The organism is Streptomyces sp. NPDC093094 (assembly GCF_044754345.1).
Taxonomy (GTDB): Bacteria; Actinomycetota; Actinomycetes; order Streptomycetales; family Streptomycetaceae; genus Streptomyces.
On the sequence record NZ_JBIVOX010000001.1, the window covers coordinates 114,257 to 125,490 of the forward strand.

Here is an 11,234-nt window from a genome sequence, read left to right on the forward strand (position 1 = left end):
CCTTAGCGTCATGCGGGCTGTACGTCAGGCAGTGCGCCGCAACCGCGGCACCGGACAGCCATCGCCGAGTCCCCCACGGCGCGAGCCGGGGGAGCCGGGGACCCACCGAAGTCCCTGGGGTGAATCGGATGCCCGCGCCTGAGGCGAGGGGGTCCGTAGGAGACCTTCCTGCTCCGAACCCGTCAGCTAACCCGGTAGGCGAGAGGGAAGGAAAGGACCAGCCACTTCATGGCGTTCACGCGCGCCACCGGGAAGCACCGTCGTCCCAGCCGGATGCAGCACTCCACCGTCCGCGCGGCGGGTGTCGCCGCGCTCACCACCACCGGTGTCATCGGCACCCTGGCCGCGCCGGCCCTGGCCGCCGAGCCGGAGCCCGAGCAGACCGGCCTGCTGCCGGTCGTCACCATCGGCGACACCGTCGCCGACCAGATCGACGCCCAGGCCACCGCGCAGAAGGTGGCCGCCGAGGAGGCGCTCGCCGAGCAGCTGGCCGAGGAGGCCGCCGTCAAGCGCGCCGAGGCCCGCGCCGAGGCCGCCCGCGAGGCCCAGGAGCGCGCCGCCCGCGAGGCCGAGCGCAAGCGCCTGAACACCTTCGTGTCGCCGATCGCCGGCTCCTACGTGTCCACCGGCTACCGCACCGGCGGCACGCTGTGGTCCTCCGGCAGCCACACCGGCGTCGACTTCCACGCCTCCAGCGGCACGGTCGTCCAGTCCGTCGGCATGGGCACCGTCGTCGAGGCCGGCTGGGGCGGCGCGTACGGCAACCAGGTGGTCATCCGGATGCACGACGGCACGTACACCCAGTACGGCCATCTGTCCTCCGTCGCGGTCGCGGTGGGCCAGTCGGTCACCCCGGGACAGCAGATCGGCCTGTCCGGCGCCACCGGCAACGTCACCGGCGCGCATCTGCACTTCGAGGCCCGCGCGACCCAGGAGTACGGCTCGGACCTCGACCCGGTCTTCTACCTCCGCTCGCACGGTGTGAACATCTGAGCGACAGTTCTTCCCCGAAGCCCCGGCTCCCGAGCCGGGGCTTTCGGTTTTCCGTCGCCCGCGGGGGCCGGTTGTCCAAAAAATATCCATGGATTCCGGTCCGCCGTCGGAAATTCCGGCTCATTGCAATAGAGTCACGGAACACACGTCAATCGTCGACGTTTCACGGGGATTAAGGCGGAGGTCGGTCATGCGTGTTCCGGCGCACTCGGTGTGCACGGCGATCCGGGACGACATCATCGCGGGTGTCTACGAACGCGGCGGCCGGCTCACCGAGGAACTGCTCGCACGTCGCTACGGCGTCTCGCGCGTCCCGGTGCGGGAGGCCCTGCGCACGCTGGAGGCGGAGGGGTTCGTGGTGACGCGGCGGCACGCGGGCGCGTGCGTCGCGGAGCCGACCGAGCAGGAGGCGGGGGACGTGCTGGAGATGCGTCTGCTGCTGGAGCCGCTCGGCGCGGCGAAAGCCGCCCAGCGGCGCACCGAGGCCCATCTGAAGGTGCTGCGCGGTCTGGTGAGGCTGGGCCAGGAGCGGGCCAGGAGGGGCACCAGCGACGACCTGCGCTCCCTGGGTGCGTGGTTCCACGAGACGCTCGCCCAGGCGTCCGGCAGCCCCGCCCTGGTGACGGTGCTGGCCCAGCTGCGGCACAAGATCGCCTGGATGTACACGGTCGACGCGCCCGCCCAGCCCGTGGAGTCCTGGGCCGAGCACGGCGCGATCGTGGACGCCGTCGCGCGCGGGGACGGCGAACGCGCGCGGACGATCACCGCCCTGCACACCGAACGGGCGAGCGCCGCGCACCGGCTGCGCTTTCCCGGCGACCGTGTGAGGACCTCGCAACCTCCCGTAAACATGTCGGGTGTGCGGCATTAACACGCGCACCGTATACAAAGAAGTGGCTATTCGGGGCGGGTGTATTTCCGCTGCCCTTTTTCGCGTGCGGCCGTAATTCGGGCTGTGCGCCCTTCGGTGTGCGCCGATAATTCCGGCCGGTGAACGAGAAAAGAACGGGGCCGCGCCGTCCGGGCGGACGACGCGGCCCCGTGCCGGGCCGCCGAAGCGGCTCAGACGGTCTCGGGGAGCTCCTCGAGGCCCTCGGAGACCAGCTTGGCCAGGCGGTCGAGAGCGGCGTCGGCGCCCTCGGCGTCGGAGGCCAGGACGATCTCCTCGCCGCCCGTGGCGCCCAGGCTGAGCACGGCCAGCATGGAAGCCGCGTTGACCGGGTTGCCGTCGGTCTTGGCGATCGTCACGGGGACGCCGGCGGCCGTGGCGGCTCGGACGAAGATGGAGGCGGGGCGGGCGTGGAGGCCCTCGGCCCAGCCGACGTTGACGCGGCGCTCAGCCATGTGATGCTGCCCTTCACTTGCTCAGGGTTGTCTAGACCAGTGTTCCACAACGTGGGGCGTGCCCGGAACGGGCCCCGTCACGCCCCGGCGCGGGACACCGGACCTCGGCCCCGGTCCGGCCTCCGTCCTCCACAGACTGCCCCGCGCCGTTGTCGTACGCGAGCCGTACTCTGGGGCCCATGCGAAGCGCGCCGGACCGGCAGGAGTACCCCGCACACTGGGAGGCCGACGTGGTGCTGCGCGACGGCGGCACCGCGCGCGTCCGCCCCATCACCGCCGACGACGCCGAGCGCCTGGTCAGCTTCTACGAGCAGGTCTCGGACGAATCGAAGTACTACCGCTTCTTCGCCCCCTACCCGCGCCTGTCCGCCAAGGACGTCCACCGCTTCACGCACCACGACTTCGTGGACCGGGTCGGACTCGCGGCCACGATCGGCGGCGAGTTCATCGCCACCGTGCGCTACGACCGGATCGGCGCGGACGGCCGGCCCGCCTCCGCGCCCGCCGACGAGGCCGAGGTGGCCTTCCTGGTGCAGGACGCCCACCAGGGACGCGGCGTCGCCTCCGCCCTCCTGGAGCATGTCGCGGCCGTCGCCCGCGAGCGCGGCATCCGCCGCTTCGCCGCCGAGGTGCTCCCCGCCAACACCAAGATGATCAAGGTGTTCACCGACGCCGGCTACACCCAGAAGCGCAGCTTCGAGGACGGCGTCGTCCGCCTGGAGTTCGGCCTGGAGCCCACCGACCGCTCGCTCGCCGTGCAGCGCGCGCGGGAGCAGCGGGCCGAGGCGCGGTCCGTACGGCGGCTGCTGGCGCCCGGCTCCGTCGCCGTCGTCGGCACCGGCCGCACCCCGGGCGGCGTGGGCCGCAGCATCCTCGGCAACATCCGCGAGGCGGGCTTCACCGGGCAGCTGTACGCCGTCAACCGGGCCTTCCCCGAGGACCTGAAGGACCTGGACGGCGTCCAGGTCCACCGCCGGGTGCGGGACATCCCGGGGCCCGTCGACCTCGCGGTCGTCGCCGTCCCCGCCGAGCAGGTCCCCGAGGTCGTCACCGAGTGCGGCGAACACGGCGTGCAGGGCCTCGTCGTGATCTCCGCCGGCTACGCCGAGAGCGGCCCCGAAGGCCGCGAGCGCCAGCGCGAACTGGTCCGCCACGCGCGCGCGTACGGCATGCGGATCATCGGCCCCAACGCCTTCGGGATCATCAACACCTCGCCCGAGGTGCGCCTCAACGCCTCCCTCGCCCCCGAACCGCCCCGCCCCGGCCGTATCGGCCTGTTCGCCCAGTCCGGCGCCATCGGCGTGGCGCTGCTGTCGCGGCTGCACCGGCGCGGGGGAGGGGTCACCGGCGTCACCGGTGTGTCCACCTTCGTCTCCTCCGGCAACCGCGCGGACGTCTCCGGCAACGATGTCGTGCAGTACTGGTACGACGACCCGGACACCGACGTGGCCCTGATGTACCTGGAGTCCATCGGCAACCCGCGCAAGTTCACCCGCCTGGCGCGGCGTACGGCGGCGGCGAAGCCCCTGGTCGTCGTCCAGGGCGCCCGGCACGGCGGCGCCGCGCCCCAGGGGCATGCCGTACGGGCGACACGGCTGCCGCACGGCACCGTCTCCGCACTGCTGCGCCAGGCCGGGGTGATCCGCGTCGACACCATCACGGAGCTGGTGGACGCGGGCCTGCTGCTCGCCCGCCAGCCGCTGCCCGGCGGCCCCCGGGTGGCGATCCTCGGCAACTCCGAGTCGCTCGGGCTGCTGACGTACGACGCGTGTCTGTCCCAGGGCCTGCGGCCGCTGCCGCCGGTCGACCTCACGACCGGGGCCTCGGCGGAGGACTTCCGCGGGGCCCTGTCGGCGGCGCTGCGCGACGACCTGTGCGACGCGGTCGTGGTCACCGCGATCCCGGCGATCGGGGAGGGGACACCGGACGACGCCGAACTGGCGGAGGCGCTGCGGTCGGCGGCGCAGGAGGTGCCCGGCAAGCCGGTGCTGGTGGTGCACGTGGAACTCGGCGGGCTGGCCGCGGCACTGTCGGCCGCGGCCAGCACCGCACCGCAGGCCGGCTCCAGGACCACGGGCGCCGTCGCCGGCGACGGCGCCGGCCCCCTTCCCGTCCCGGATCCGGCCGAGCGCGGGACCCCGCCCCGCCCCGCCGGCCCGCAGCCCGCCCCGGCCGCCGCCGCCGGGCCCGCTCCCGGCCCCGCCTCCCGGCTCATCCCCGCCTACCCCGCCGCCGAACGGGCCGTGCGGGCGCTCGCCGAGGCCGTGAACTACGCCCGGTGGCGGCGGGAGGCCACCGATCCCGGCAAGGTGCCGGAGTACGAGGACATCGACGAGAGGGGCGCCGCCCGCCTCATCGACGGGCTGCTCGCACGCGGCCAGGGACTGACCCTCGGCACGGACGAGACCTGCGACCTGCTCGGCATGTACGGGATAAGCGTGCTGCGGGCCCTGCCCGCGCCGACGCCCGGGGAGGCCGCACGGGCCGCGCGGACGCTCGGCTATCCGGTGGCCCTCAAGGCCACCGCCCCCCATCTGCGGCACCGCGCCGACCTCGGCGGGGTCCGGCTCGACCTCGCCGACGAGGAGCAGCTGCGACGGGCGTACGCCGAACTGGCCGGCCTCTTCGGCACGCCGGAGGAGCTGCGGCCGGTCGTCCAGCGCATGGCGCCGCGCGGCGTCGACACCGTCGTACGGGCCGTGATCGACCCCGCGGCGGGTGCCGTGCTGTCGTTCGGGCTGGCGGGGGCGGCCTCGCAGCTGCTCGGCGACACCGTGCACCGGCTGGTCCCGGTCACCGACCGGGAGGCGGCCTCGCTCGTCAGGTCGATCAGGACGGCGCCGCTGCTGTTCGGCTGGCGCGGCTCGACCCCGGTCGACACCCCGGCCCTGGAGGAACTGCTGCTGCGGGTGTCCCGGCTGGTCGACGACCACCCCGAGGTCGTCGCGGTCACCCTGGAGCCGGTCGTGGTCGCCCCGCAGGGCCTGAGCGTGCTCGGCGCCTCCGTGCGCCTGGCGCCGCCCCCGGCCCGTGACGACCTCGGTCCGCGCACGCTCCCCGCCTATTGACCGGCGCCCCGCGCAGCGGCCCCGGGCACGGTTTCCGCGGCCCCGGGCACGTCCGACCGGTCCCTCGCAGTCAGTGCGTCCCCGTAGGATGGACGGCATGGCCAAGACCAGTACGACGACCCAGGGGCTGCGTGCCGCGATCGAGCGCAGCGGCTACTACCCGGCCCTCGTGGCCGAGGCGGTGGAGGCCGCCGTGGGCGGCGAGCCCATCAAGTCGTACCTGGTCCACCAGGAAACCACGTTCGACCAGAACGAGGTCCGCCGTCATGTGACCGTGCTGGTCCTCACCGGCAACCGGTTCATCGTCAGCCACACCGACGAGCAGGCCGCCGACACCACGTCCCCGACCCCGTACGCCACCACCTCCACGGAGTCGGTCAAACTCGACCGGATCTCGTCGGTCGTGGTCAGCCGGGTCGTGGCCAATCCCGAGCAGTACACGCCGGGCACCCTGCCGCGCGAGATCGTGCTGACCATCGGCTGGGGCGCGGTCTCCCGCATCGACCTGGAGCCCGCCGCCTGCGGCGACCCCAACTGCGACGCCGACCACGGCTACACCGGCAGCTCCACGGCGGACGACCTCAGCCTGCGCGTCAGCGAGGCGGGGGACGGCCCGGAGACCGTGCGCCAGGCGCTCGTCTTCGCGCAGGCCATCTCCGAGGCCACCGCGGACACCGCCCGCTGATGATCCAGCCCGCCTCCTGGGACCACCCCGAACCCCTCGCCGTCGACTCCGCACCGGTTCCCGAGTACGGCAGCGGATCCCTCGCCGACCTGCTGCCCACGCTCGCCGCCGGCATGGGCGTCCCGGGCACGTCGCCCGCGATCACGGAGCTGGCCGCGGCCGACCGGGCCTGTGTCTTCCTGATCGACGGCCTCGGCTGGGAGCAGCTGCGCGCGCACCCGGACGAGGCGCCCTTCATGACCTCGCTGCTGACGACCTCGCGCGGTGGCACCGGGCGTCCTCTCACCACCGGTTACCCGGCCACCACCGCGACCTCGCTCGCCTCCGTGGGCACCGGTCTGCCGCCCGGCGCCCACGGCCTGCCCGGCTACACCGTGCGCAACCCGGCCACCGGGGAGCTGATGAACCAGCTCCGCTGGCATCCGTGGACGCAGCCAGGGGCCTGGCAGCCGTACCCCACCGTGTTCCAGCTCGCCCACGACGCGGGGGTGCACGCCGCCCAGGTGTCGTCCCCCGCCTTCCAGAACACCCCGCTCACCAAGGTCGCCCTCAGCGGTGGCACCTTCCACGGGCGGCTGACCGGCGAGGAGCGGATGGACTTCGCGGCCGAGCAGCTCGCCGCCGCCGACCGCGCGCTGGTGTACACGTACTACGCCGAACTGGACGGCGCCGGACATCGCTACGGCGTGGCCTCCGACACCTGGCGCGGCCAGCTGATGTACGTCGACCGGCTCGTGCAGCGCCTCGCCGAGCAGCTCCCGCCGCGCACCGCGCTCTACGTCACCGCCGACCACGGCATGATCGACGTGCCCTTCGACGAGCAGCACCGCATCGACTTCGACGAGGACTGGGAGCTCCAGGCCGGCGTCACCCTGCTCGGCGGCGAGGGCCGCGCCCGGCACGTCTACGCGCTGCCCGGCGCGGAGGCGGACGTCCTGACCTGCTGGCGCGAGGTGCTGGGCGAGCAGTTCTGGGTGGCCTCGCGGGACGAGGCGATCGCGGCGGGCTGGTTCGGGCCGCACATCGACGAGCGGGTGTACGCCCGGATCGGCGACGTGATCGCGGCCGCCCGGGACGACGTTCTGATCATCGCCTCCGAGCGGGAGCCGAAGGAGTCGGTGATGGTCGGCAACCACGGCTCGATGACCCCGGCCGAGCAGCTCGTCCCGCTGCTCGAAGTCCGTTCCTGAACTCCGCCCTCCGCCGTTCCCCTCACCGAAAGGTGCTCGACCTGCCATGCCCGAGCTGGTGTTCTTCTCCGGAACGATGGACTGCGGGAAGTCCACGCTGGCTCTGCAGATCGAGCACAACCGCTCCGCCCGAGGACTCCAGGGCATGATCCTCACCCGCGACGACCGCGCGGGCGAGGGCAAGCTGTCCTCGCGCCTGGGTCTGGTGACGGACGCGGTGGAGGTCGCCGACGGCATGGACCTGTACGCGTACCTCGTCGACCATCTCTCCCAGGGCGGGCGCGCGGACTACGTGATCGCCGACGAGGCGCAGTTCCTCGCGGAGGAGCAGATCGACCAGCTCGCGCGGGTGGTCGACGACCTGGGCCTGGACGTGTACGCCTTCGGCATCACCACCGACTTCCGCTCCAAGCTGTTCCCCGGTTCCCAGCGGCTCGTGGAGCTCGCCGACCGGGTGGAGGTGCTCCAGGTGGAGGCGCTGTGCTGGTGCGGCGCCCGGGCCACGCACAACGCCCGTACCGTCCGCGGCGAGATGGTCGTCGAGGGCGCTCAGGTCGTCGTCGGCGACGTGAACCGGTCCGCCGACGAGATCGGCTACGAGGTCCTGTGCCGCCGCCACCACCGCCGCCGGATGACCGCGGCCTCCGCCCGCGCGGCCGCGCTGTCCCCGGACGTCCTGCCGGTTCCGTCCGCGTAGCCTCCACGGGCCGCGCTGCCCGGCTTCGGCGGGGGCGCCGGGCAAGTACGGCGTCCCCCGCCGCCGGACGGATGTCAGCGCGGGTTCTGGATCAGGGCGAACCGGGCGCCCTCGGGGTCGGTCACCGTCGCCACCCGGCCGTGTCCGTCGTCGTGGGCCGGAGCGAGGACATGTCCGCCGAGGGCGACGAGCCGGCCGAGGGCCTCGTCGGTGTCGGCCACCTCGAAGTACGTCAGCCAGTGCGGACCCCGGTCCCTCGGCAGGGCGTTGCCCACACCGTGGACGCCGGCGACGGGGCGGCCGTCGACGAGCAGGGTCACCTCGTCGGTGTCGACGGACTCCCGCCGCTCCCGCTCGAAGCCGAACACCGTCTCGTAGAACTTGACGACGCTCGCGGACTCGAAGGTCAGCAGCTCGTTCCACGCGGGCGTGCCGGGCACACCGGTGATCGCGGTGCCCAGATGCGCGGCGGACTGCCAGGCCCCGAACACCGCGCCCGAGGGGTCCGACCCGATCGCGAGCCGGCCGGCGTCGGCCAGGTCCAGCGGCCCCACACCGATGGTGCCGCCGCACAGCCGGACGCTGTCGGCGGTCTGGTCCACGTCCTGCGAGGCCAGATAGGGCGTCCAGGCGATCGGCAGATGGCGGTCCGGGGGAAGCTGTCCGAGGCCGGCCACCTCGTGGCCGTCGAGAACGGCCCGCACATACGGCCCGAGCTGCTGCGGTCCCGGCCTGAACTCCCAGCCGAACAGCTCTCCGTAGAACTCCTGGGTCGAGTCCAGCCCGTGCACCATCAGGCTCACCCAGCAGGGCGTGCCGGGTGCATGGCGGGTGTCTGCTGCTCCGTTCGGGCCGGCCGAACCCCGTGACTCGGTCATCGTCGCTCTCTCCTCGGCCCCTTCGCGGTGGCCGTGTCGCCTTCGCTCTGCGGATTCCCGTGCCGATGCTCGCACCACCCGTGGTGCGGCGCGCTCCGGGCGCGCCGCCGTGCTGCGGCCGGTGAGTCGCCGCACTCCGGAGGATGCCCGGTGTGCAGTTTCTCGACCGTTTCCGTGCCTTTGCCGACGGATGTCGATCGGCAGTACATCATGTGCTCGATCAGGTACGCCCGGTGACCGGACGTGTCCGGCGGAGCAGAGTAGCCGGACCTGGACGCCGCGGCCACCCCGTGCGCGAGGATGGGGGCCATGAACGCCATCATCTCCGCACCCGAACTCGCGACCGAACTGACGGGCGAGAACCCGCCGGTGGTGCTCGACGTCCGCTGGCAGCTCAGCGTCGCCAAGGCCGCCGGGGCAGCACCTTTCGACGGCCGTGCCGCCTACCGTGCCGGGCATGTCCCGGGGGCCGTGTTCGTCGACCTGGACCGGGAGTTGGCCTCGCAGCCGGGCAGGAACGGCCGGCATCCGCTGCCGGATGTGGCCGAATTCGGTGCGGCCATGCGACGGGCGGGAGTGTCGGCGTCGAGGCCGGTGGTCGTGTACGACGGCGGGCAGGGCTGGGCGGCGGCGCGCGCGTGGTGGCTGCTGCGGTGGACCGGTCACCCGTACGTGCGGGTCCTCGACGGCGGGTTGCCGGCCTGGGAGGGGCCGCTGTCGAACGGTGAACCGACGTCCTCCGAGGGTGATTTCGAGCCGAGTCCGGGGGCGGAGGGTCTGCTCGACGCGGACGGGGCGGCGGCGCTGGCCCGGTCCGGGGTGCTGTTCGACGCGCGGGCGGGCGAGCGGTACCGGGGTGAGGTGGAACCCATCGATCCGGTGGGCGGCCACATCCCCGGGGCAGTGTCCGCGCCGACCGACCGGAACGTCGCCGAGGACGGCCGTTTCCTCCCCGCGCAGACTCTTCGGCGGCGTTTCGAGGCTCTCGGTGCCGCCGACGGCACCGAGGTCGGTGTGTACTGCGGTTCCGGCGTGTCAGGAGCGCACGAGGTCCTCGCCCTCGCGGTGGCGGGCATTCCGGCGGCCCTGTACGTGGGTTCCTGGTCGGAGTGGTCCTCCGACCCGTCCCGCCCGGTCGCGGTGGGGGCGGACCCTCAGTAGGGCTGTCCGCGCGAGGCCGGGCGCCGGGGGGCCGCGCCCCGGCCGTCCGGGCCGCGCACGGCAGAAGGCCCGCGCCGACGTCGACGCGGGCCCGGCGCTCCTGCGAGGGCTACTCCTGTTTCTTGCGGCGCGTGCCGAAGACGATCTCGTCCCAGCTGGGAACGGCCGCGCGGCGGCCGGGGCGGACGCCGTCGGCCTCGGCCTGGCGGTCGGTGGCGCCGATGAGGCGGTCACGGTGGCTGCCGACCGAACGCGGCATGAGGACGTCCGCGTAGGCGGACCCGGCCGACGCGGCAGTGGCCGGTGGTTCCTCCGCGACGATCTCCGCGGCGGGCTCCTCCTCCGGCTCCGCGGCCGCGGGGCGCTCGGGGACCACCAGGTCGCCCCGGAAGCTCGGCACGGCCTCCAGCAGACTGGTCAGCGAGTCCCGCTCGCTCGCACTCTCCTCGGCGGGCTCCGGCGCGGGCGCCGGCAGGGCCAGCCGCTCGCGGTCGCCGGTGCGGTCCAGCGGACGGTCACGGGGCAGCCGCGCGATGCGCGGGACGAACGGAAAGCTGGGCTCCGGCACGCCGAGGTCGTCGGACTCGCCGATCAGCGAGCGCGCCTCGGAGTCGACGGCCTGCACGAGCCGCCGCGGCGGGTCGTAGGTCCAGCTCGCCGAGTGGGGCTCACCGGCGACGCAGTAGACCAGCAGCACTTCCCAGGTGCCGTCGTCACGGCGCCAGGAGTCCCACTGGACGGTGTCCTTCTCGGCGCCGCGCAGCAGCAGCCGCTCCTGCACGGCCTCGCCGAGCAGCGGGCCGGAGTTCTCGCCGGGGCGGCGCACGGGTGTCTTGCGGGCGCGCTCGGCCATGAAGGCACGCTCGGCGAGCACGGGACCCTCGAAACGCCGTACGCGCTCGACGGGGATGCCGGCCATCTGCGCGACCTCTTCCGCGGTCGCGCCGGCACGTATCCGCGCCTGGATGTCACGGGGGCGGAGATGGCTCTCCACCTCGATCTCGATCTGGCCGAGGCGGGGACGGTCGCCGCGCACGGCGGCACGGAGCCGCTCGTCGATCGGAAGGGTGTACTCCGTTGAGTCGGCAGCCTTGAGCACCAGCCGTGTGCCGTCATTGGAGACGGCCACGACACGCAGTTCGGGCATGGGGACCTCCCGGGTGGTGCCTGCCGACGTCACGTGCGTCGCTGCTTCCGCTAGTCGAGTGTGGCCTGCCC

General features: G+C 73.5%; 10 protein-coding genes and 1 riboswitch. Of the genes, 7 read left to right on the top strand and 3 right to left on the bottom strand.

The annotated features are described in order from the left end of the window. The first annotated feature begins 52 nt into the window (after window positions 1-52). Window positions 53-216: riboswitch (cyclic di-AMP (ydaO/yuaA leader) on the top strand. 12 nt (window positions 217-228) lie between these two features. Both ACIQGV_RS00450 and ACIQGV_RS00455 read left to right on the top strand, forming a co-directional pair. Then, window positions 229-993 carry a M23 family metallopeptidase gene (locus ACIQGV_RS00450; protein WP_402488346.1) on the top strand — a complete coding sequence of 255 codons (765 nt, stop codon included), beginning with the start codon at window positions 229-231 and terminating at the stop codon, window positions 991-993. Window positions 994-1,183: 190 nt separating this feature from the next. Further along, window positions 1,184-1,864 carry a GntR family transcriptional regulator gene (locus ACIQGV_RS00455; protein ID WP_402488348.1) on the top strand — a complete coding sequence of 227 codons (681 nt, stop codon included), beginning with the start codon at window positions 1,184-1,186 and terminating at the stop codon, window positions 1,862-1,864. 191 nt (window positions 1,865-2,055) lie between these two features. Here ACIQGV_RS00455 and ACIQGV_RS00460 read toward each other — a convergent pair whose 3' ends face one another. Continuing rightward, a complete protein-coding gene (locus ACIQGV_RS00460; protein ID WP_402488350.1) occupies window positions 2,056-2,337 on the bottom strand; it encodes an HPr family phosphocarrier protein in 282 nt (93 codons plus the stop codon). Window positions 2,338-2,516: 179 nt separating this feature from the next. Between ACIQGV_RS00460 and ACIQGV_RS00465 the strand changes: the two genes are divergently transcribed. The 4 genes from ACIQGV_RS00465 to ACIQGV_RS00480 all read left to right on the top strand — a co-directional run bounded on the left by ACIQGV_RS00465 (window position 2,517) and on the right by ACIQGV_RS00480 (window position 7,977). Next, window positions 2,517-5,405, top strand: a complete 2,889-nt coding sequence (locus ACIQGV_RS00465) for a GNAT family N-acetyltransferase (RefSeq protein WP_402488352.1) — start codon at window positions 2,517-2,519, stop codon at window positions 5,403-5,405. A gap of 97 nt (window positions 5,406-5,502) precedes the next feature. Next, window positions 5,503-6,090, top strand: coding sequence for a DUF5998 family protein (locus tag ACIQGV_RS00470; protein WP_402488355.1), 588 nt, complete (start codon window positions 5,503-5,505; stop codon window positions 6,088-6,090). Further along, the gene (locus ACIQGV_RS00475) at window positions 6,090-7,280 is read left to right on the top strand and encodes an alkaline phosphatase family protein (protein WP_402488357.1); all 1,191 of its coding nucleotides are present in this window, start codon (window positions 6,090-6,092) and stop codon (window positions 7,278-7,280) included. Before ACIQGV_RS00470 ends, ACIQGV_RS00475 begins: the two co-directional genes overlap by 1 nt. A gap of 46 nt (window positions 7,281-7,326) precedes the next feature. Continuing rightward, window positions 7,327-7,977 (top strand): thymidine kinase, encoded by a 651-nt coding sequence (locus tag ACIQGV_RS00480; RefSeq protein ID WP_402488359.1) that lies wholly within the window; start codon window positions 7,327-7,329, stop codon window positions 7,975-7,977. A gap of 74 nt (window positions 7,978-8,051) precedes the next feature. On the opposite strand, the gene ACIQGV_RS00485 is transcribed toward ACIQGV_RS00480, so the two are convergent. Further along, window positions 8,052-8,855, bottom strand: coding sequence for a VOC family protein (locus ACIQGV_RS00485; RefSeq protein ID WP_402488361.1), 804 nt, complete (start codon window positions 8,853-8,855; stop codon window positions 8,052-8,054). Between the two features lie 309 nt (window positions 8,856-9,164). On the opposite strand from ACIQGV_RS00485, the gene ACIQGV_RS00490 reads away from it, so the two are divergent. Further along, a complete protein-coding gene (locus tag ACIQGV_RS00490) occupies window positions 9,165-10,016 on the top strand; it encodes a sulfurtransferase (protein ID WP_402488364.1) in 852 nt (283 codons plus the stop codon). Window positions 10,017-10,125: 109 nt separating this feature from the next. On the opposite strand, the gene sepH is transcribed toward ACIQGV_RS00490, so the two are convergent. Beyond that, window positions 10,126-11,163: a septation protein SepH gene (gene sepH / locus ACIQGV_RS00495; protein ID WP_402488367.1), complete on the bottom strand. Its 1,038-nt coding sequence runs from the start codon at window positions 11,161-11,163 to the stop codon at window positions 10,126-10,128. Window positions 11,164-11,234: the final 71 nt, after the last annotated feature.

Bases quoted from the DNA above. Each gene is read 5' to 3' on its own strand.
- ACIQGV_RS00455 (WP_402488348.1), top strand. From the start codon at position 1,184: ATGCGTGTTCCGGCGCACTCGGTGTGCACGGCGATCCGGGACGACATC.
- ACIQGV_RS00485 (WP_402488361.1), bottom strand. From the start codon at position 8,855: ATGACCGAGTCACGGGGTTCGGCCGGCCCGAACGGAGCAGCAGACACC.
- sepH (WP_402488367.1), bottom strand. From the start codon at position 11,163: ATGCCCGAACTGCGTGTCGTGGCCGTCTCCAATGACGGCACACGGCTG.
- ACIQGV_RS00475 (WP_402488357.1), top strand. From the start codon at position 6,090: ATGATCCAGCCCGCCTCCTGGGACCACCCCGAACCCCTCGCCGTCGAC.
- ACIQGV_RS00460 (WP_402488350.1), bottom strand. From the start codon at position 2,337: ATGGCTGAGCGCCGCGTCAACGTCGGCTGGGCCGAGGGCCTCCACGCC.
- ACIQGV_RS00490 (WP_402488364.1), top strand. From the start codon at position 9,165: ATGAACGCCATCATCTCCGCACCCGAACTCGCGACCGAACTGACGGGC.
- ACIQGV_RS00450 (WP_402488346.1), top strand. From the start codon at position 229: ATGGCGTTCACGCGCGCCACCGGGAAGCACCGTCGTCCCAGCCGGATG.
- ACIQGV_RS00470 (WP_402488355.1), top strand. From the start codon at position 5,503: ATGGCCAAGACCAGTACGACGACCCAGGGGCTGCGTGCCGCGATCGAG.
- ACIQGV_RS00480 (WP_402488359.1), top strand. From the start codon at position 7,327: ATGCCCGAGCTGGTGTTCTTCTCCGGAACGATGGACTGCGGGAAGTCC.
- ACIQGV_RS00465 (WP_402488352.1), top strand. From the start codon at position 2,517: ATGCGAAGCGCGCCGGACCGGCAGGAGTACCCCGCACACTGGGAGGCC.